This is a genomic window from uncultured Turicibacter sp. (assembly GCF_938044715.1).
GTDB classification, from domain to species: domain Bacteria; phylum Bacillota_I; class Bacilli_A; order MOL361; family Turicibacteraceae; genus Turicibacter; species Turicibacter sanguinis.
This window is the reverse complement of the sequence record NZ_CALIOS010000004.1, coordinates 1-20,402: the sequence shown is the minus strand read 5'-3', so window position 1 is coordinate 20,402 and position 20,402 is coordinate 1. Positions and strand designations below refer to the sequence as shown.

The 20,402-nt window shown below is 36.0% G+C and carries 18 protein-coding genes; 14 read left to right on the top strand and 4 right to left on the bottom strand.

Annotated features, from left to right (window positions below; translation table 11 throughout):
- The 10 genes from QWC74_RS00600 to QWC74_RS00555 form a co-directional block, all read left to right on the top strand.
- Window positions 1–1,364 (top strand): Cna B-type domain-containing protein (locus QWC74_RS00600; RefSeq protein WP_288993786.1); only part of this gene is annotated, 1,364 nt, incomplete at its 5' end.
- Between the two features lie 17 nt (window positions 1,365–1,381).
- Window positions 1,382–3,247, top strand: a complete 1,866-nt coding sequence (locus QWC74_RS00595) for a SpaH/EbpB family LPXTG-anchored major pilin (protein ID WP_006783463.1) — start codon at window positions 1,382–1,384, stop codon at window positions 3,245–3,247.
- Between the two features lie 60 nt (window positions 3,248–3,307).
- On the top strand, window positions 3,308–4,129 hold the full coding sequence (locus tag QWC74_RS00590) for a class C sortase (protein ID WP_006783462.1): 822 nt from the start codon (window positions 3,308–3,310) through the stop codon (window positions 4,127–4,129).
- A gap of 6 nt (window positions 4,130–4,135) precedes the next feature.
- The gene (locus QWC74_RS00585; protein ID WP_006783461.1) at window positions 4,136–4,837 is read left to right on the top strand and encodes a class C sortase; all 702 of its coding nucleotides are present in this window, start codon (window positions 4,136–4,138) and stop codon (window positions 4,835–4,837) included.
- Between the two features lie 121 nt (window positions 4,838–4,958).
- Window positions 4,959–5,369 (top strand): zinc ribbon domain-containing protein, encoded by a 411-nt coding sequence (locus tag QWC74_RS00580; RefSeq protein WP_006783460.1) that lies wholly within the window; start codon window positions 4,959–4,961, stop codon window positions 5,367–5,369.
- Window positions 5,370–5,599: 230 nt separating this feature from the next.
- A complete protein-coding gene (gene ahpC, locus QWC74_RS00575; RefSeq protein WP_006783459.1) occupies window positions 5,600–6,163 on the top strand; it encodes an alkyl hydroperoxide reductase subunit C in 564 nt (187 codons plus the stop codon).
- Between the two features lie 812 nt (window positions 6,164–6,975).
- On the top strand, window positions 6,976–8,646 hold the full coding sequence (locus QWC74_RS00570) for an FAD-dependent oxidoreductase (protein WP_006783458.1): 1,671 nt from the start codon (window positions 6,976–6,978) through the stop codon (window positions 8,644–8,646).
- Between the two features lie 119 nt (window positions 8,647–8,765).
- Entirely contained in the window at window positions 8,766–11,072 is a 2,307-nt protein-coding gene (locus QWC74_RS00565; protein WP_006783457.1) for a glycoside hydrolase family 2 protein, read from the top strand.
- 69 nt (window positions 11,073–11,141) lie between these two features.
- Window positions 11,142–11,732, top strand: a complete 591-nt coding sequence (locus QWC74_RS00560; protein WP_006783456.1) for a hypothetical protein — start codon at window positions 11,142–11,144, stop codon at window positions 11,730–11,732.
- Between the two features lie 126 nt (window positions 11,733–11,858).
- A complete protein-coding gene (locus QWC74_RS00555; RefSeq protein ID WP_006783455.1) occupies window positions 11,859–11,981 on the top strand; it encodes a hypothetical protein in 123 nt (40 codons plus the stop codon).
- An 81-nt stretch (window positions 11,982–12,062) separates the two neighbouring features.
- Here QWC74_RS00555 and QWC74_RS00550 read toward each other — a convergent pair whose 3' ends face one another.
- Both QWC74_RS00550 and QWC74_RS00545 read right to left on the bottom strand, forming a co-directional pair.
- Window positions 12,063–12,413 carry a hypothetical protein gene (locus tag QWC74_RS00550; RefSeq protein WP_040763657.1) on the bottom strand — a complete coding sequence of 117 codons (351 nt, stop codon included), beginning with the start codon at window positions 12,411–12,413 and terminating at the stop codon, window positions 12,063–12,065.
- Window positions 12,414–12,492: 79 nt separating this feature from the next.
- Window positions 12,493–14,070 carry a ClC family H(+)/Cl(-) exchange transporter gene (locus tag QWC74_RS00545; RefSeq protein WP_006783453.1) on the bottom strand — a complete coding sequence of 526 codons (1,578 nt, stop codon included), beginning with the start codon at window positions 14,068–14,070 and terminating at the stop codon, window positions 12,493–12,495.
- Between the two features lie 162 nt (window positions 14,071–14,232).
- Here QWC74_RS00545 and QWC74_RS00540 point away from each other — a divergent pair, with 162 nt between their 5' ends.
- Genes QWC74_RS00540 through QWC74_RS00530 form a run of 3 tightly spaced genes read left to right on the top strand, consistent with a single transcriptional unit; the run spans window position 14,233 to window position 18,109 of the window.
- On the top strand, window positions 14,233–15,810 hold the full coding sequence (locus QWC74_RS00540; RefSeq protein ID WP_006783452.1) for a spore germination protein: 1,578 nt from the start codon (window positions 14,233–14,235) through the stop codon (window positions 15,808–15,810).
- Between the two features lies 1 nt (window position 15,811).
- Complete coding sequence (locus tag QWC74_RS00535; protein ID WP_006783451.1) at window positions 15,812–16,975, top strand: Ger(x)C family spore germination protein; 1,164 nt, start codon at window positions 15,812–15,814, stop codon at window positions 16,973–16,975.
- A gap of 15 nt (window positions 16,976–16,990) precedes the next feature.
- Window positions 16,991–18,109 (top strand): endospore germination permease, encoded by a 1,119-nt coding sequence (locus QWC74_RS00530; protein ID WP_006783450.1) that lies wholly within the window; start codon window positions 16,991–16,993, stop codon window positions 18,107–18,109.
- A gap of 12 nt (window positions 18,110–18,121) precedes the next feature.
- Here the strand turns inward: QWC74_RS00530 and QWC74_RS00525 are convergent, their stop codons facing one another.
- Both QWC74_RS00525 and QWC74_RS00520 read right to left on the bottom strand, forming a co-directional pair.
- Window positions 18,122–18,760 (bottom strand): hypothetical protein, encoded by a 639-nt coding sequence (locus QWC74_RS00525; protein ID WP_006783449.1) that lies wholly within the window; start codon window positions 18,758–18,760, stop codon window positions 18,122–18,124.
- 65 nt (window positions 18,761–18,825) lie between these two features.
- Window positions 18,826–19,755, bottom strand: a complete 930-nt coding sequence (locus tag QWC74_RS00520) for a YihY/virulence factor BrkB family protein (RefSeq protein ID WP_006783448.1) — start codon at window positions 19,753–19,755, stop codon at window positions 18,826–18,828.
- Window positions 19,756–19,946: 191 nt separating this feature from the next.
- On the opposite strand from QWC74_RS00520, the gene QWC74_RS00515 reads away from it, so the two are divergent.
- Window positions 19,947–20,402 (top strand): polysaccharide deacetylase family protein (locus QWC74_RS00515; RefSeq protein WP_288993781.1); only part of this gene is annotated, 456 nt, incomplete at its 3' end.

Sequence of the window (20,402 nt, the reverse complement as noted above, 5' to 3'; positions counted from 1 at the left end):
TTATTACAAAAGATGCTAATGGTAATTTTGTATCCGCATTACCTATTCGTCTGATTTACACAGTAGGATTAAAATCAGATGTAAGTCCAGGAACGTATTATACTAATGCATTTAACGAAGTAACTAAAACTCCGTTAACTACTGCCACGTTTACGGCTGCATCAGACAATCCATATTACCTAAATGGATATAGTCATACAGATTCTAAAGAGAATAATGTGACGTCGACTGCTGATTATTATACAAGTATGAATTTAAATACAGATACAAGACTTATGACGACATTACTTGGAAATAACGGAAAAGTTACTTTAATTAATCCTACTACATCTGTGACAGCGACTAAAGTGTGGGATGATGAAAATAATCAATATGGTCTTCGTCCAGAAAGTATTTCCGTGCAGTTATATGAAAATGGTACGACTAAAATTGGTGATTCTGTAGAAGTAAGTGGATCAGAAGATGTCACAGCAAATTGGACGTATACATGGCCTGACCTGCCAACGATGTGTGAAGAGAATCGAGCATGTAGTTATTCAGTTAAAGAGGAAACTGTACCTTACGGGTATGAAGTGAGTTATGTTGATTCGTTAACAATAAAAAATACTTTAAAAACGATATCTAAAACGGTTGAAAAAGTATGGGTTGATAATGGAGATGAGTTCCGTGAGAATATTTGGGTGCAATTATATCAAGGTGATACTACATTCGGTGATCCGGTTGAATTAAAGGCGTCTGATGATTGGAAGTATACATGGAGTAAACTTCCAAAGATGTGTGCAGATAATCGAGAATGTGTTTACTCAGTTAAAGAGGTCACAGAGTTATCTAATTATGTGACATCATATAGTGAGGATACGTTTACGATTACTAATACGTTGATTCAAGGGACATTAAATATTGAGAAGACAGATAAAGATAATATTGCTTTAAAGGATGTCGAATTTTTGCTTCAAAAGCAAAATGCTGATGGATCTTGGACTGAGGGTCAAAAATTAACGACGGTTTCTAATGGTCAGGTTCAAATAACTGATTTATTGGTTGGACGTTATTGTTTAACTGAGACGAAGACAAATGAAAACTATCAGTTACTGGATTCTGTAATTGAATTCAATATTCCGTATGATGTAACAACAGTAAGTAAGCCAAATGGTGTGACGTTTGAAACATCAACTAGTGAAGAGCATCGACCAATTATTACAATCAAGGTGACGAATCATAAGAATGGAATTTTTGAAAATCTACCGGCAACGGGTGGAAAAGGAATCACAATGTTTATGATAGGGGGATCAGCTTTAAGCGGGCTAGCTATCTCTTTATATATAAGAGCAGAACGTAAAAACAAACGTTCCGCTAAATTATAAAAAAGTGAGGGAATTTGATGAAGCGATGTAATGTATTGAAAAAGTGTTTTGCTGTAATGATGAGCTTAGCCTTATTATTAACGATGATCCCAACAAGTGTTTTTGCGGAAACGACAGACAAATCACCTGTGATTGATGGGTCAAAGACAGGGACATTAACGATTAATAAGTATGATAGTAAATATCAAGAGGATGATCCTGATACTGAGGACAATGAAGAGATTAAAATACCGATTGAGGGGGTTACGTTTACAGCGTATAAAGTGTTTAATATTGGTAGTGATGCATCAGGTAATATTACTTATAGCATTGTGAGTGAATTTGAATCATTTTTTACTGATAATGGTTTAACAGTTAAAAATGTAACTCAAATGGATGGAGAAGATCTTGAAAATCTAGCTGGGAAGTTAAAAACATTTATTAGTTCTAATAGTAGTGTTAAGAGTACTTCAAAAACAACTAATGATTTAGGACAAGCTGTATTTTCTAATTTAACATTAGGATATTATTTTGTTGATGAAACGGCTTATCCTGATCAAGTTGTAACACCTTCTGCTCCTTTCTTTGTATCTATTCCAATGACAAATGAAGCAGGAACTGAATGGGTATATGATGTAGTTGCAAACCCTAAAAACGTAACATCAACAACTCAAAGTGGATTAACTTTAACGAAATACGGTAAAGTTGGTAATGCTGAACAAGTTGTTTTACCAGGAGCAACATTTAAATTAGAAAAACAAAATGCTGATGGTTCTTGGAGTGTTGTAGAAGAAGCAGAAGCATTAGTGACAGATGGTAAGGGTCAAATTTCAGTAGCTAACCTAACTCGTGGTAAATACCATTTTGTTGAGACCGCTGCACCAGAAGGATATATCGTTGATAAAACAAAAAATTATGAATTTGAAGTGGTTTGGAATGAAGCGAATAACCAATTAGAATATGTTTATAATGGATCTCAAAGTTCATCTTTAAATATCAAAGTTACAAATGAAAAACCTACAGTCGATAAAGTAGTAAATGGAGATTTAAGTGCTAATATTGGAGACACTGTTTCTTGGAAAGTTACTGCTACTGTTCCGTCAACTATTAAGGATTTAAAAACTTTCACTATCACTGATACATTAAGTGATGGATTAACTTATACAGCTGATAGCCTAGTTGTTACACACAATGGAAACCCATTAGAAAAAGATACTGACTATACATTATCAGTCGAAGGTCAAGTGATTAAAGTGATTTTAGTCCCAGCTAAATTAACAGCTTTAAAGGATGTTGTGGTTACTTATAAAACAACATTGAATGAGAATGCTGTTGTAGGGACTGACGGAAATAAAAATGATGTTGTATTAGATTATTCAACTTCAACTGGAACAGATAGTGAAACAAAACCAACTAAACCTGAAACTGACCCAAAAGTTTATACATTTGGATTAAATTTAACGAAAAAAGATAATGCAGGTACATTGTTAGATGATGCAGAATTTAAATTATGTAATGATGAAGCAACACCTAAATGTACAACATTTAAAACAGTTGATGGTGTGATTAACTTTACTGGTTTAGCAGCGGGGAATTATGTGTTAACAGAGGTAAAAGCACCAAATGGTTATAATTTATTAAAATCACCAATTAACATTACAATTACTGCGACATACGAAAATAATGGAAAAGATTTAGCCTCAGTGACAGCAACAGCTGACTCTAAAGACTTAAACTATAATAACGAAACAGGTTATTTTGAAATTACGGTTTTAAATAATAAAGGATTCCAATTACCTGCAACTGGTGGTATGGGAACTGTTATTTTTACAATTGGTGGGTTATCTTTAATGGCACTTGCTAGTGGAGCTTACGTTGCTTCTAAACGTAAAGAGTCTAAATAAGAAGAATAAACTAGGGACAGTGCAGCTGTCCCTTTTTTTGAAGGTGAAAGGTTGTCGATCATGAAGAAGCAGTGGATTTTTGTTTTGCTTTTTATTGTAGGGATTGGAATTATGCTCTATCCGACTGTGAGTAATGTGTTAGCTTTATTTACGCAGTCTCGTGTTATTTCAACGTATCAATCGACGGTTTCAAATATGAGTCTAGATGAGATTCAGATTGAGCGCGAACAGGCCGTTAGTTATAATAATCAACTATCGGGAGAGTCGGATGAAGTAATTGAAGGGATTAGTTATTTGGATTTATTGAATGTCGGAGAAGTGATGGCGTATATTGAAATTCCTTCTATTGATGTTTATTTACCCATTTATCATGGAACAAGTGATGCGGTTCTTCAAAAGGGAATCGGTCATATGGATAAGACGTCGCTACCGGTTGGGGGGCGAAGTACGCATGCTGTTTTGACAGGTCATACCGGGTTACCGAAGGCAAAATTGTTGACGGATTTAACGAAAGTTGTGGTCGGGGATCAATTTTATATTCATTCGCTTGATGAAGTATTGGCGTACGAAGTCGATCAAATTAAAGTGGTACTGCCAGAAGAGACGGATGATTTGAGTATTGAAGCGGGACAGGACTATGTCACGTTAGTGACTTGTACGCCATATGGCATTAATACACACCGCCTTTTAGTTCGAGGAACACGAGTTCCTTATGTGGAACCTGAGAGTAAAACGACTGAGGTTTCAACGACGATGCCAAGTTTAGCAGAGACTGAAGAGCCAATATCAACGACTTCTCAGGTGAATTATGGGCCAATTTTCATGGGATTAGGTGTGGTGGTAGTTGGCTTTGTAGTGTTCATCATTCGAAGAAGAGGGTGATGATGGATGAAAAAAATATTATTTTTAAGTCTTTTTATTGTAGGGTTGGTTATTTTTTGTTATCCATTTGTGAATGGTTTTGTAAGTGAGGTTCAGATGGAACAATCCATTGAAACTTTTAAATTACAACGACAAGAGAGCGAAGAGTCAGATGCTGCGATAGAGAAGAGTAGCATTGAGTTATTACGCGAAGAGATGGAAGCCTATAATGAGCAGATTTATCAAAATAAACAAGCTGAATTAGTGGATCCTTTCTCGTATGAACAAAGTAGTTTTGATTTAAGAAAGTATGGTTTTGCTGATAACTTGATTGGTTATGTCACGATTCCTAAAATGGAGATTGAGTTGCCGATTTATTTAGGCGCAAATCCAGATAACTTAGAAAAAGGTGCTGTCCATTTATCTCAAACTTCTTTACCTCTTGGGGGTGAGAATCGAAATACGGTTATTGCTGCGCATCGAGGATGGAGAGGAAAGACGTTATTTAAAAATATTAACCGATTAACGTATGGTGATGAGATTAGTATTACGAATTTATGGGAAACGATTACTTATGAAGTGGTGGATATTGAAATTGTATGGCCAGATGAAATTGATAAAGTTTTAATTCAAGATGGACGCGATTTAGTGACTTTAATGACGTGTCATCCTTATGGAAAGAATTCGCAACGTTACTTGGTTTATTTAGAACGAGTAGAAAAAAACTAGAACGGATTGATTCGAGTTCTAGTTTTTTTTATACGTTTTTTTTAGGTGAAAATATTCTTCAATCTAGTAGTAGACATTCGAGAATAAGAGTGGTAAATTTAGTATGATTGGAGGATATTTAATGAAGTGGAGCTGTGAAAAGTGTGCAAAATTAAATAGACAAAAAGCGAATTTTTGTCAGGCATGTGGTGAAAAAAAGACGGCATATGTCGTACCAGCAGATAAATTAACGAGAAACTCTTTTTTTATGTTAAGCTCATATGCTAATAGTTTGCGAGTTTTAGCTATTGGAGGGTCTTTGTTTGGATTGATTCTGATACTCAATCAAATTCTTCATGAAGAAGATTTAATGATGGCAAGTATGATTGGATTTGGAATGATGGTAGTCATTATTCTTTTTTTAGGGCTAGCAGAGATTTTAGATTGGATGGTACAAGTTGAAAAAGAAAATTATCAAATGGCTAAAGCAATTGAAGAGTTAACGAATGTCAATAAAGAAATTTTAAATTGGCTTAAAGTAAAAAAAGAATAGATAAGAAACTTAAATGAAAAGAGTTTAGAATGAGTCTAAATTCTTTTCATTTTTTTGTTATTAGATAATTGAGTATAGACAACTTTGACGGGGTCATAATAATCAAGGGTATTTAGGTCAAATAAAAAGCTTTAAATTTTTTTGAAATCATATTGACTTTTAAGAAATCAAAGCCTATAATACTAATATCAGTAATGATTACTGTTTCTATTTTAGAGGAGGAATGTAAAATGTCATTAATCGGTACTCAAATTATGGATTACAAATTACAAGGTTATCAAAACGGGGAGTTCAAAGAATTCACTGCTGAAGCAGCTAAAGGAAAATGGGCTGTTTATGTATTCTATCCAGCAGATTTCACTTTCGTTTGTCCAACTGAATTAGGAGATTTAGCAGATAAATATGCTGAGTTCAAAGAAGCAGGATGCGAAATCTACTCTGTCTCAACAGATACTCATTTTGTTCACAAAGCATGGGCTGATGCATCTGAAACAATCGCTAAAATTCAATATCCAATGTTAGCTGACCCAACTGGAAAATTAACTCGTGCATTCGGAGTTATGATCGAAGAAGAAGGTATGGCTTTACGCGGAAGCTTCGTTGTTAACCCAGAAGGTGTTATCAAAGCTTACGAAATCCATGACAATGGAATCGGACGTGATGCAGACGAATTATTCCGCAAAGTACAAGCTGCTCAATTCGTAGCTGCTCACGGAGACCAAGTTTGCCCTGCAAAATGGAAACCAGGACAAGAAACATTAACACCAAGCTTAGACTTAGTAGGTAAGCTATAAGAAAAAAGGTTGAGTCGAGCGGTTATCATCTTGTAAAAGTGAATTCTCACCGGATTGTTCGAATTGTGAACAAGGAGAGGGAGAAGAACTTTATAGAGATGTTGCTCGATGAAACTAGATTGATTATAAAAAGCTGAGATTGGCGCTTAACACACGCAGAACCCTAAAGGATAACTTTTTACTAAGCTTCGCTACACTTAGCTAGTAATTGTAAAAGTCGTTTCTGCTATCGTTGACTCGGGGTTTGAGTCAGCAGATAGTAGTAGACTTTATAGAGAAACTGCTGCTTGAAGCTGGATTGGTAGATAGGCCTTTATACAAAGTCCTGATAGGTGATGTATAAAACAAAGCTATAATCAGGCTAGGTAAATCAAGAGGTTAGTAACATTTTATAAGAATAAGGAGATTTCCTCCTTATTCTTATAAATATACTAATAGAAAATGATTTCAATAAAATTGTATAATATTGTAATATTCATTATAAATGTGTGATGAGAGGAACTGATTTAAGTCCCTTTGATCGTTATTTATAATAACGAAAAGATAAAGAAGCATTTAAATGAAGAGGTGTGCGACTCATCATTTAAGATAAGAGAATGTAAATGTGGATAATGGAGGAAATATCCCCAGAGAAAAATTTCTAAGTTGAACGAGTTCAACAGAAATTTTAAATCTCCGGGATTCCCTAAAGGATTAAGCTATTCTAAAGCTCAAAAAATCTCGCCAAGAATAGCTATAAAACTCCCTCTTGGTTTCACTACGTTTAATCACAATAACTATAAGAAGAGAAGAATTATAAGGAGGAAATAAAAATGAATAAAACAATTTATGATGTTATTATTATTGGTGCTGGAGCAGCTGGGATGTCTGCTGGGATTTATTCTGGACGTGCGAAAATGAAAACGTTAGTGTTAGAGCAAGGTTCTGCTGGGGGACAAGCGAAAACAACAAATGAAATCGTCAACTACCCAGGGGTACGTCATACAACAGGACCAAAGTTAATGGAAGAAATGCATAAGCAAGCTGAAGATTTCGGTGTGAAATTTACTCAAGCTGAAGTTTTAGAAGCCAACTTAGAAGGTGAAGTTAAGGTTTTAAAAACAACAAATGGTGATTTCCAAACGCGTTCAGTGATTATCGCAACTGGAGCAACTCCACGCCAACTTGGATTCCCAGGTGAAGCAGAATATCGTGGACGTGGGGTAGCATATTGTGCAACTTGTGATGGTGAGTTCTATACAGGTTTAGAAGTATTCGTGATTGGTGCTGGATTTGCAGCAGCTGAAGAAGCGATTTTCTTAACTCGTTTCGCTCGTAAAGTAACAGTTATCGCCCGTGAACCTGAATTCACTTGTGCAAAAACAATCGCTGATAAAGTATTAGCTCATCCAAAAATTGAAGTTAAATTCAACACTGAAGTAGTAGAAGCGACTGGGGACGAATTATTACGTCGAGTAAAATTCATCAATAATCAAACTGGAGAAACTTTTGAACATGTAGCGTCAGAAGAGGATGGAACTTTTGGAATCTTCATCTTTGCAGGATACGTGCCACAAACAAAAGTATTTAATGGTTTAGTTGATATGGACCGTCAAGGATATATCATCACGGATGAAAATATGCACACAAGTGTAGAAGGAGTTTATGCAGCCGGAGACTTACGTCCAAAAATGTTACGTCAAATTGTAACAGCTGTATCTGATGGAGCCATCGCTTCTTTAGAAGCTGAAAAATACGTAGCTCATGAAAAAGAACGTTTAGGAATTGTTGAAGAAGAAGTTGTAGAAGAGGCTCCTAAACAAGAAGTTAAACAACCTGAAGCGCCAAAAGCGGCTCCAGTTGGAGGACGTTCAGCTTTATTAAATGATGCCTTACGTGAACAAATCGGAACCGTTTTAAGTCGTATGGAAAATAACGTCACTTTAGTCACAATCGTGGATCCATCTAACGAAAAATCAATCGAGTTACGTGACCTTGTGATCGATATTGCAAACTTAGGTGATAAGTTAGAAGCAGTCGTGAAAACTAAAGGTGAAGACCAAGCTCTAGAAGAAAAAGTAAATGCTGATAAATATCCAGTTGTTGCCTTATTAAATAAAGATGGAGAATATTCAGGAGTTAAATTCCACGGAGTACCTGGTGGACATGAGTTAAACTCATTCTTATTAGCTATTTATAACTTAGCTGGACCAGGACAAGCATTAGATGCATCTGTTTTAGAAGCAATCAAAGGAATCGATAAAAAAGTTAACATTAAAGTTGCCGTGTCATTATCATGCCACTTATGCCCAGACGTTGTAGTCGGAGCACAACGTATTGCGATTGAAAATCCAAACGTTGAAACAGAAATGTTAGACATCGCAAACTTCCCAGAATTAAAAACAAAACACAAAGTCATGTCAGTACCATGTATGATCATCAACGATGAAAAGGTAACATTCGGATCAAAATCAATCCAAGATATGATTAATTTCATCGCTTAATTGAATATAGAAAAGGACCAGTCGTAAAGATTGGTCTTTTTAATTTATATTTGATTTAAAATACGGACGAACGGTTAGAATAAGACTAGATATTAAAATGAAGTTTGAGGGATATGCTGATGAGAATAGTCGAATTTCTAGATGATTGGTATTTTTCATATGATGGACATGAAGAGGAATTGGTGAAAATTCCTCATACTCATACGATGATGCCGCCTAATTACTTAGACGCAAAGGCATACCAATTCAAGAGTCTTTATCGTAAATCATTGAGCCTTGCGCCAAGGTTTAAAGGAGAACGTTTTTTCCTAACATTCGATGGGGTGGCGACAACGGCCAAAGTCTTTATGAATGATGAGCTGATTTTTCATCATGAGGGTGGCTATACGCCATTTGAGGTCGAAATTCCCTCAGGTGATATCGAGATTAAGGTAGAGGTCGATGGTGCCGAGCAAGCGCATATTCCACCGTTTGGAGGCGTGATTGATTATTTAACTTATGCGGGGATGTATCGGGAAGTTTATTTGAAGCGGGTCTCATCTGTTTACATTGAAGATATTTTTGTACGCGGATCAGCAAGTAAGGTTATTGACGTCGATGTGACGTTATCATCGACAACGTCAGTTGATAAACTTGATGTCATAATCTCGTATGAAAAAAATGTTGTTCGTGCGATACAGGTACCTATTTTAAATCAGAAGGTGGTTCATTTAACGACGTTGATGAAGCAGGCAAAGCTTTGGGATTTAGAGCATCCTTATTTATATACGGTTGAGGTTCGATTGAAAAAAGGAGATGAAGTCATAGATGTGGCGTCAACTCGTTTTGGATTTCGAGATGCACAGTTTAGAAGTGATGGCTTTTATTTAAATGATCAATTAGTGAAATTGGTTGGATTAAGTCGCCATCAGTGTTACCCCGGTGTTGGGGATGCGATGCCAAGATTATTACAAGAGCGTGATGCAGAAATTTTGAAGCAGGAACTCGGGTTGAATATGGTACGAACGTCTCATTACCCGCAGTCGAAACATTTTTTAAATCGTTGTGATGAACTAGGATTATTAGTTTTTGAGGAAGTTCCAGGCTGGCAATCTATTGGTGAGAGTGAATCATGGCACTATTTAATGCTTCAAAATGTTCAGGATATGATTTTAAGGGACCGAAATCATCCAAGCATTGTGCTTTGGGGAGTGGGAGTTAATGATTCATCTGATGACGAGTCCCTTTATACAAAGGCCAATCTACTGGCTCATGACCTGGATCCGACTCGTCAAACAGGAGGTGGAGGTCAGTTTGGGCATCCTCAATTATTTGAAGATGTTTACACGTTTGATGATTTTTCAAATGCTCCACTTTTAAGTACGAAAAAGGTGGTAAAGGATTCGAAGATTCCTTATTTAGTCAGTGCCCATACCGGTCATATGTATCCGACGAAACGTTATGATAATGAGGAACAGCGATTAGAGCAGGCGATGCGTCATGTTAAAGTGATGAATAAGATGATGGGAAGTAAACGAATAAGTGGAGCTATTGGATGCTGTTTGTTTGATTATCCAACGCATATGGAGTTTGGAAGTGGCGATGGCATGTGTTATCACGGGGTGCTTGATTTTAATCGCATTCCAAAGTTGTCAGCTTTTGTTTATGCTTCACAGCAAGAAAAGATTCCCGTTATGGAGGTCGGAACAAGCTTTAATATTGGGGAGCATGCTGGTGGGATACTCGGTCCGATTTATGTGTTTACAAATTGTGATTATGTAAATTTATTTAAGAATGATGTGTTAATTAAAGGATTTTATCCAAATCACAGGGAGTTTAAGTATTTGAAGCATCCTCCTATTTTAATTGATGATTTGATTGGAGATATGCTTCAGGAAGAGGAAGGAATGACGAAGTGGGATGCGGATAATGTTAAAAAGGTGTTGATGGCATCTTCGATGCATGGCATGAATTTACCACCTCGCTATAAGTTACGAATGGCGATTGCCATCCTTCGATATGGAATTAGTGTTGAAGAAGAGATGGGGATGTATGGAAAGTATGTCGGAAATCTCAAAGATTCGCACACGGTGTATCGACTAGCAGGATATAAAGGCGGACAGTTGGTGAAGACGAAGTGTTTGGGATCAGTGAGAAATCCAAGGTTGGTGGCAAAGGCTGATTATGAGGTGGTGCCTCTTCATGAGACGTATGAGATAAATCGAATTGTGGTTCAGGTGAGGTGTGAGAATGGGAATGTGTTGCCGTATGCATTTGATAGTTTAAGAGTTGAAACGCTAGGTCCGATTGAATTGGTTGGTCATGCACCAGCCATTGTTGGAGGAGCAGCTGCGATTTATGTGAAAACGACAGGTAAGGGAATGGGGGATGTGATGATTAGAAGCGGGCAGTTTGGGGATTGTGAAGTTGAGTTTGCAATTATTTAAAAGTGTATTTAAATAGTAGAAAATCTGTTATAATTAGTAAAAATAAATAAAATATAGGAGAGTATTAGGATGAGAATTGTTAATCCACGACGATTTACGATAGCTTGTATCGTCTTTATCATATTGATTGGGCTGTTAGGATACGGTATTTATCGTGGAGGGATATGGGTTATTACGATGATTAGTGCACCATTTCAACAGAATCGTTCAATGGTGACTGAACTGGTTCAAGAGGACCTTTTGGTGAGTAATCCAGTGATTGTGCCTGTTGAAGTTGAAGACGTAGTTGATCCTTTGGTTGCGGAATTAGAATGGGTTTCAAGATTTGTCGTCGGGTGCGAAACAACGGTCTTGCTTGAAGGTGGCATCGCGAGTTTAACGTTTGAGGTCATTCCTAAGATGGCGTTGAATTATTATCCAAGAAATGAAATGACAAGCCGAATTTACAAACAAACGTTAAAGTTGTTACGTGATATTTCAAAGATGGAGCATGTCAGTGAGCTTAAACAGCTAGATATTCTCTACCTTGACAATCGTTTTACAAGTATTGAAAATCCAGTTGGAGAAGTCATGTTATTAAGTTTTGATAAGGATGCGATTGCTAATAAAGATTGGAACGCGGCGTCGTGGGTTGAAATAGAAAATTATATGAGTCAGTAGAACTCGTGAGCAAAAGCTTGCGAGTTTTTTATTTGACTCAATTTGAGCAGATAGTTAGTCATTAATTATTTTTGAAAAATAAAACTGATTTTGGTATAATTTGTCGTAGGAAAGTGGGGGAGAACGATGTACCTATTAATTGGTTTAGGTTTATGTATGCTTATGTTAGTGTTGACCGTTTTATTAACGTTAAATGCTGTTCATTTAGAGGAAAGATTCAATAAGTTAAGAAAACGTAGTTCAAATTAAAAAAGTCGCTCAAAGTTTGAGCGACTTTTTTTATCGTCTTGTTACGATTTAGTAAAAGATCAGGACGACTCAAGCCATCATTTAGATGAATGACGTATTAATCCAGTTACTTAGATGAACGAGGTTTGTGATTAAGAAGAAGATTAGAATTAAACTAATGGTCAAATTGATGAGGCGCAGAATCCGGCGATCATCGATTTGTTGGATCCGATAGAGGAGGTATCCAAGGAGTCCAACAGGTAGAAGGATTTTAAGAAAGATAATACCGAAAGGATTTCCGAATAAAATGGCGTTGAATCCGTTCGTAGCAGGCTGAAAGTTAGCGTTAAATAAAATCATCCCAAGCATTAAATCGATAATATTTAGGATGTATATGAGCCCAAGCTTGTGAGCAATTGTTTTGAATTCATAGTTTTTTAAGTAAAGAATCATCATAACTCACTCCTTTTTTAGTTTGTGAGTTTGTTATGGATGATTTTATGAAAATTAATCAAAACGGCGTGAAAATTTTTCACGCCGTTTTAATATGAGTGGAATCACAGTAGGTGAGAAGGTCATCTCTAATCGTTCCCGCTACCGATTCACTTACCAAGACAATTAAAATATCGCCAGAATGGAGCAGCGTATTTCCCCTTGGAATAATCTCCTCATTTCCTCGCTTCACACTGACTAGCAAACAATTTTCAGGCAACGCCAAATCCTTCACACATTTTCCATCAATAAAAGAATCGAAGAAAATAGGGACTTCGAGCAAGGTTTTGGTTTCACACATGGCCTCATTTGAATCTGTTTGACTGCTTTTTAAAATACGATGCAGAAGGGTTTCATAAACCGGCTCACTTCTAAATAATTCAGCTACTGTATAAGAAATGAGTGAGATTAAAGACAGTGACAGTAAATGTGAAAATGAGCCAGTCATCTCAGTAATTAAAATAATCCCAGTCATAGGGGCTCTGACAATTGCTGTAAAATAACCGGCCATCGCGAGAATGATAAAATTTTGAATAAACTGTTCATCGATTCCAAAATAAGCAGATAAGACATTTCCAAAAAGCGCACCAGTTAAAGCTCCGAGCACGAGTAATGGGAAGAAGATGCCTCCTGGTACTGAAGAGCCAAAGCTAATCATTGAAAAAATAAACTTACTCATCAACAAAATCAAAATAAAGGCAATTGTAAAATTTCCTTCCGTCAAACTTTCAACCAGTGAGTGCCCCCCTCCTAAAACTTCAGGCAACACAAACAGTAAAACACCGGCCATTAAAAAGGGAATGAGAGGGCGATATTGTTTTTTTAGCCACGTCATAGAGTCGTAAGTATCTAATGTTTTTTCCGTTATTTTATTATAAAAGACCCCACATAAGCCGGTTATGATTCCAAGAATAACGATAAGTCCATAAGATGTCAGTGGAATGGTTTCAAGTCGATTAAACTGAAAAACAGGTTTTAATCCAAAAAAGTGTTTAGAAATAAAGTCAGCGGTTAGTGATGCAGACATGGCGGACACTAGAATGAGTGGTGAGAAATGTTTGTGAACTTCTTCTAGTGAAAACATGACACCCGCAAGAGGGGCATTAAAAGCGGCAGCAAGTCCTGCACTAGCACCACTTGTGATTAGGTATTTTTCCTCGATATTTGGGCGTTTAAATAGGCGGCTCATCCACTGTGCAGTTGCAGCTCCGAGTTGAATAGAAGGCCCCTCCCTTCCAACAGATAACCCGGCTCCTATACAAAGGGTTCCACCGATAAATTTACGAATTAACACAGACACTGGATTCATATTCAGTTTATTAGCAAGCACCCCTTCCACTTGTGGAATTCCAGACCCGCAAATCATGGGATCTTTAATCATGAGCCGTCCCACGAAAAGGGCAGCGAGAACTAATAAAATAAACCATCCTCCAATCATCCATAATGGTTGATTCAAGGTGATGAGCTGTCTAATATGCTCAGCTTTTTCTAAGATCATTCGATAAAAAACAACCATGAATCCAGAGGCTATCCCAACTAAAATCCCTTGCATAGCTAATTTTAATTTTAAATGGTCAAACTGCGTGATGAGCCCCCTTATCGAAATTCTATCATTCATAATAGGCCCCCTTCCTAAGATTTTCGTCCTTATTATAGTTCCTCGTGAAATGAAATTCAAGGAGTTTTACAAAAATAGGTAAATGTGATTATGAAGTTAATTTTGTATAACTGGTTGACATTCTCAAATAATAAGACTAAATGTAAAAAGTAGGTGAACTTTATGGATATCTTTCGCGTTTTTAAAGGAAAGAAAAATACAAAAGCCCCTGAGCATCAGCCAAAAAAGATTCCTTTATTTAAGCAGATAGATAAAAATACAGAAAAAATTAAACAGGATTTAGGAAATGCTAATGATTTAATTGTTCGGGAATTTGAATTAAAAGGCGTATCAGGCTTAAAAGGAATTGTTCTTGGAATTGATGGGTTAATTGATAGTAATCAAGCCGAGGATTTTATTGTTCGTGTTTTAATGATTGATTTATCTCTAGTAGGTGATAGTGGAGAAAAAGATCGACCGTTACAAACCTTTAAAACGATTTATCAATCACGTATTAGTATGATGTCGGCAAGTTGCGGCGAAGATTATACGGATCTATACGATAAATTATTGACAGGACAAATTATTGTCATCTTAGATGGGGTTGCTCAGTTTATGGCCTTTGACTGTAAAGGATGGCAAATGCGCTCCATTACAGCACCTGAAACAGAGATTGCCACACGCGGACCAAAAGATTCTTTTGTTGAGACTATTCGCGTGAATACAGCGCTTGTTCGTCGTCATATTAAGGACCCACGTCTTCGATTTGATACGTATAAAGTCGGAACAAGTTCTCAAACAGATGTCTTTGTCGTCTATCTTGAAGGGGTGGTAAATAAAGAATTCGTTGAGATTGCAAAGCAACGAATTGAAGCGATTGATATTAGCTGTATCACGGATAGTAGCCAGTTGATGCAATTAATTGAAGATCATCATTGGACCGTTTTTCCACGTTTGATTGAAACCGAGCGCCCCGATAAGGTAACGGCCGCTATTGTACATGGTGCGATTGCCATTATGGTCGATAATACACCGTTTCAAATCATTGCCCCCTCTTATTTTCCAATGATGTTTCAAACGGCCGATGATTACTATAATCGTCCGGTTATTGCAATGTTTGAACGGTTACTTCGTTACTTAGCGTTTATGATTGTTATTTTGATTCCAGGTCTTTATATCGCGATTTCAACGTATCATCAGGAAATGATTCCAACCGTTTTACTGGTGACGATTATCGATCAACGGAGTGCCAATCCATTCCCTACCATTGTTGAAACGTTAATCATTATGACCTTATTTGAAATTTTACGGGAAGCTTCCGTTCGTAAACCAAAAGCCATTGGGGATTCGATGACCATTGTGGGTTCATTAATTATCGGACAAACGTTAGTTCAAGCAGGACTTGTTTCCTCGATGGTGATTATTATTGGTTCATTAACGGCTATTTCTTCTTTTATTTTATCAAATATTCGTTTAAATAATGCGGTTCGAATTTTAAGCTTTGTGTTCATGTTACTCGGTGCAGCATTTGGTTTATATGGGATTACCCTTGGATTCCTTGCTCTGATTCTGCATTTATGTAGTCTAACGACCTTTAATCAACCTTTTATGGCACCGATTGCGCCTTTTAATTTACATGATCAAGAAGATCAATTTATTCGTTTACCGCTTTCTTGGATGAAATATAGACCGAAAATTTTTAACTCTCCAGATCGTGTCCAACACAATCTAGAAAATCCAAAACGAGAAGAGGAGGTATAAGATGAAACGGTTGTTTATCTTAGTTATGATGTGTTTTTGTTTAACCGGATGCGCCCATAAAATTGAAATGAGCAATATTGGACTTGTGGCAGGGCTTGGAATTGATAAAACATCAACGGGATATTTGATGACAGCCCAAGTGGTTAATCCAACTTCGATTGCCGGTAATCATCAAAATACACTTCCAATCGTAACGATTCAAGCTGAGGGGAGTACGATATTTGAGTCGTATCGTCGATTATCAAATTTGACTTCTAAAGTGCTATATTTGCCTCATCTAAGCGTGATTGTCATTGATGAAAACATTGCCAAAGATGGCATTAATGATGTATTAGATGCTGCTCTTCGCAATGTTAAAATTCGTCCTAATATTTCCTTAGTCGTCGCAAAAGAAACCATGGCTGCAACGGTTTTATCAACGTTAGCTCCAAACGAGACGATTCCGATTAATCAGTTAAATTCTTTAACGAACATGTGTCATGTGTGTACCGGAAGACAAGTCAGTTATAACTTATATGATGCGATTAATATGGTAAATGCTAGAGGAGTAGAGCTCGTTTTAAATAGTGTTGAAATTAAAAGTAATGACCCAAGTGCTGGGGAAAATGTTGATAATATTTTAGAGGTTAATTCCCCTAGTCAATTTGAGGTTAATTATTTAGCGGCTTTTAAGCAAGATAAGTTTGTTGGCTATTTAAATAGTCATGAGGCAGAGTTCTATAATGTTTTGATGGATAATGCCGAACGTTATGTCGTGAATGCCGTTGTTGATGACTATAATATTACGTTTGAAGCACGAGGGACTAAAACGGACATTAAGCCAAATATGGATGAAAATAAGGTATCCGTTAAATGTGAAGTATCAGGTTATATTATGGAAAATCAATATCCAATTGACTTAAGTAAACCTGAGAATCTGACAACGGTTGAAACCTATATCGCACAAGCAATGAAGGAAAATTTAATTCAAGTCATTACGAAAACTCAAACTGAATTTAAGAGTGATATTATTGGAGTAGGATCAAAAATTTATATGAAAGATCCAAAAAAATGGCATGAGTTGCAAGGGTATTGGTCAGACATTTATCCGACATTGACCTTTGATGTTGAAGTAGAAGCTAATATTATATCCGTTGGAGATATTCAAAATCTACAACAAAAATAAAGGGAGGTTAGTCGTGTGAAAACATCACGGATTAGTTTAAATCAGATGTTTACCCTATTAATTCTATACTTAACCGCAAGTGCAACCCTCAGTAATGTTGGACGATTATCTGGACCAAATATTTGGATTGTGATGTTAATTGCGGCTGTTTTGGGTAGTATTTTATTTGTTATTTATCATCGAATTAGTTACTTACATGGATATCAGTCCTTAACGCTAATTCTTCAAGATGTATTTGGAAAGGTTTTAGGAAGCCTAGTGGTGCTAGTCTACTCAGGATATTTTCTTTATATGGGATATCGAATTGTGATTAGTACTGGTAATATGATTCAATTTACTGTCATGGAAGGCGCTAGCATGTTTTTAATTCTTGGATTGTTAGCGTTAGTGATTTGGTATGGAATGATGTTAGGATTTAATACGATTGGACGAGCATCTGAATTGTTATTTTATTTGGTATTAATCAGTTTCATTCCACTTGTTTTAGGGGTGTTTACATCAGGTATCTTTAATTTTGATCATTTTTTTCCGATTTTAGAACATGGGTTCAAAGAAGTAATCCCAGAAATTTATAAAACCACTGTTTTTCCTTACGGTGAATTGATTGCCTTTTTAGTCATTTTCCCTTTAGTGCCTAAAGCTCAGAGTCCAAAAATTTTAAAGGTTGGATTTGCAGCCTTAATTTGCGGAACCATTTTGCTTTTAATGGTAGATATTTTTAATATTGGAATATTAGGTGAGGATTTAGTTTATAACTTTGTTTATCCCTTCTTTAACTCGATGAAGATGGTCGGAGTCAATATCTTTTTTGAACGTCTTGATCCTCTTGCCATTATTATTTTAATGACCACTTGTTTCTTTAAGATTTGTGTTTATTTTTATGCCGGTACTAGCTTAATTAATGGAGTCTTTAAAAAAATAAATCATAAAATTATTTCTTTGCCTATTCTTGTAGTAATGTGTCTATGTGGGGCACATTTCCAAGAAAGCCAAGTTGAAAATTTAAATCAGATTTTAAATGTAAATCCAACTTACCTCTTACCAATCTTTGAATTAGCCATTCCTGTTTTAGTTTGGATTATTAGTGAGATTAAATATCATAAGCATCCTATAGAAAAAAGTGAGACAAATTAGTCTCACTTTTTTCTATTTACGATAAATGGTTGTGGTTGATAAGCGATCGATTTCGTCCCATGATAATTGAATATAATGGGCACTTAAGCGTTCGTTTTCAGAATTAGCTTCTAATAGTTGTTGGCGTGCATCAAGTGATTCAGAATTGAAAATATCATATTCTGCTTGTTTGGATTTAATGGTATATTGATATGCTTTTTGCACATAATCATGTAGCGTTTTTACCTCAGTGTTAGGTAAGGTTAAAGTCGCCATGTTATCCATTTCATTTGTGGCTTGATCAAATAAATTTTGACGAATGCTTTGGTAACCAGAAGTATCTTCTGAGGTACTCACGGCAAATAGTTGTGAAAGATTAGAATCGAGTAGTGCAATGGTGTCTTCGAGGGCCACAATTTTTTTATACATGTAATCAACAAAGTCTTGTTGAGTGGCGAATGTTAAAGCCACTTCTTCTTGAGGAGTTGAAACTTCAGGTGTTTCGGTGGTAGTCGTCGTCTCTTTTGTTGGTGTGTCAGTGGTGGTTAGGGTGTTACTGGTTATAAAGTTCTCGACGGTTTGAGGCGTTGAGACTTTAGATAACGTTGAATCCTGTGAGCATGCACTTAAAAGTAGCGTGAGCATGGCGAAGGATAGGCAATATTTTTTCATGATTTCACCTCAGTAATCAAAATAGTCTTGCTAAATTCTATTCATGAGGTGCTAAAGATATGCGATTATTTTGAATCTGATATTTCTGTAGGAGCAAATTTTGTCCATTTTGATAGATAGCGAAAACGATTGAAAATTCCAAGTTTTTGTTCGTAGGAAACGCCACCGAAATAATCACGTTTAAGAATGTAATTCACTTGCAGGCCAATCATAATGGTATATCCGAGAATAAAGAGCCAAAACAGTAGCATGATGATCACGGATAGGCTCCCATAAAATTTATTATAGTTTGCAATATGGTTGGCATAGAAGGTGAATCCAATTGATGACACACTCCATCCAATTGAGGTGACAAGAGCTCCCGGAATGATTTCACCCACTCTCATTTTGATACTTGGTGCTAAATAGAATAGCGATAAAAAGAAGCTAAAATAACCTAAGAAGCTAATCAGTGATTTAATGATATTAAAAATCAGCAGTAAATGAGATTGGATATGGATATTTAAAATTTTAAAAATTAAAATGATAAGGCCTTGACCAAATAAAGCGAATACTGTGACTAAGGCAAGTGATAAAATCATGAAAATAACAATAAGGAAAGAAAAAATACGTTCTAAATAGGCAAATTTCATATAAGGAACTTGATAAGTGGTATTGGCAGCGGCGGCAATTCCGTAGAATCCTTTAGAGATTAACCACATAAACGAAATACCCGTTGTAATAAGAAAAAAGATATTTCCAGAAGGGGTCGACGTTGTTGAAAAAAGATTCATTAAAAGTAGTTTTAACTCATTGGGTGCATAAGCCATGATTAAATACTCGACTAAATCTGTATTCAAAGATAAATAGGTTCCAAGTTGAACAATTACAACAAGAAGAGGAACAATGGCCATCACGAGGTTAAAAGCAATTTGCTCGGGTAATCCTTTGATTTCCCGTTTTTTGAGTTGTTCACTTAGCTTTTTAAGAAATTCGAGAGAAAAGATATGCTCCATCGGGTGTGCCTCCTGTTTATAATTTCTGATTAAAAAACTATTAGATTTTAACATTTAATTCCATTATAGTAAATGAATCATCATAAATGAATCAAATTTATCGCTAAAATTTATCAGTTGTTTATGTATATATTGTGCAGAAATTCGACAAATTATTATAGAATTCTTTTTGATAATGAGAGGTGATAAAAATGAAAAGAAAGTTCAACTTTGGAACAATAATGTTAACATTATTACTTTGTTTAGGGTCATTTTTTACGGCTTCAGCAAAGAATATTGGTTGGGGAATTCCTAAAGGTGAAAATCATCAACAACCTTGGCCAGGCCAAGAATATGATGATATCGTTCGAAATAATGATGCATTTTATATTGCACCAGCTGATCAGATGGATTTATATTTAACATTTGATTGTGGTTACGAGAATGGAAATACCCCATTAATCTTGGATGTATTAAAAAAATATGATGTTCCAGCCATTTTCTTTGTTACAGGTCATTTTATGGAACAAAATCCTGAATTAGTACAACGAATGGTGGATGACGGTCATATTATCGGGAACCATACGTATCATCATCCCGATTTAACAAAAGTCAGCAAGGAAAAATTTAACGAAGAATTAACATTAATTGAAAATAAATATACAGAA

Bases quoted from the DNA above. Each gene is read 5' to 3' on its own strand.
- QWC74_RS00595 (WP_006783463.1), top strand. From the start codon at position 1,382: ATGAAGCGATGTAATGTATTGAAAAAGTGTTTTGCTGTAATGATGAGC.
- QWC74_RS00590 (WP_006783462.1), top strand. From the start codon at position 3,308: ATGAAGAAGCAGTGGATTTTTGTTTTGCTTTTTATTGTAGGGATTGGA.
- QWC74_RS00585 (WP_006783461.1), top strand. From the start codon at position 4,136: ATGAAAAAAATATTATTTTTAAGTCTTTTTATTGTAGGGTTGGTTATT.
- QWC74_RS00580 (WP_006783460.1), top strand. From the start codon at position 4,959: ATGAAGTGGAGCTGTGAAAAGTGTGCAAAATTAAATAGACAAAAAGCG.
- ahpC (WP_006783459.1), top strand. From the start codon at position 5,600: ATGTCATTAATCGGTACTCAAATTATGGATTACAAATTACAAGGTTAT.
- QWC74_RS00570 (WP_006783458.1), top strand. From the start codon at position 6,976: ATGAATAAAACAATTTATGATGTTATTATTATTGGTGCTGGAGCAGCT.
- QWC74_RS00565 (WP_006783457.1), top strand. From the start codon at position 8,766: ATGAGAATAGTCGAATTTCTAGATGATTGGTATTTTTCATATGATGGA.
- QWC74_RS00560 (WP_006783456.1), top strand. From the start codon at position 11,142: ATGAGAATTGTTAATCCACGACGATTTACGATAGCTTGTATCGTCTTT.
- QWC74_RS00555 (WP_006783455.1), top strand. From the start codon at position 11,859: ATGTACCTATTAATTGGTTTAGGTTTATGTATGCTTATGTTAGTGTTG.
- QWC74_RS00550 (WP_040763657.1), bottom strand. From the start codon at position 12,413: ATGATTCTTTACTTAAAAAACTATGAATTCAAAACAATTGCTCACAAG.
- QWC74_RS00545 (WP_006783453.1), bottom strand. From the start codon at position 14,070: ATGAATGATAGAATTTCGATAAGGGGGCTCATCACGCAGTTTGACCAT.
- QWC74_RS00540 (WP_006783452.1), top strand. From the start codon at position 14,233: ATGGATATCTTTCGCGTTTTTAAAGGAAAGAAAAATACAAAAGCCCCT.
- QWC74_RS00535 (WP_006783451.1), top strand. From the start codon at position 15,812: ATGAAACGGTTGTTTATCTTAGTTATGATGTGTTTTTGTTTAACCGGA.
- QWC74_RS00525 (WP_006783449.1), bottom strand. From the start codon at position 18,760: ATGAAAAAATATTGCCTATCCTTCGCCATGCTCACGCTACTTTTAAGT.
- QWC74_RS00520 (WP_006783448.1), bottom strand. From the start codon at position 19,755: ATGGAGCATATCTTTTCTCTCGAATTTCTTAAAAAGCTAAGTGAACAA.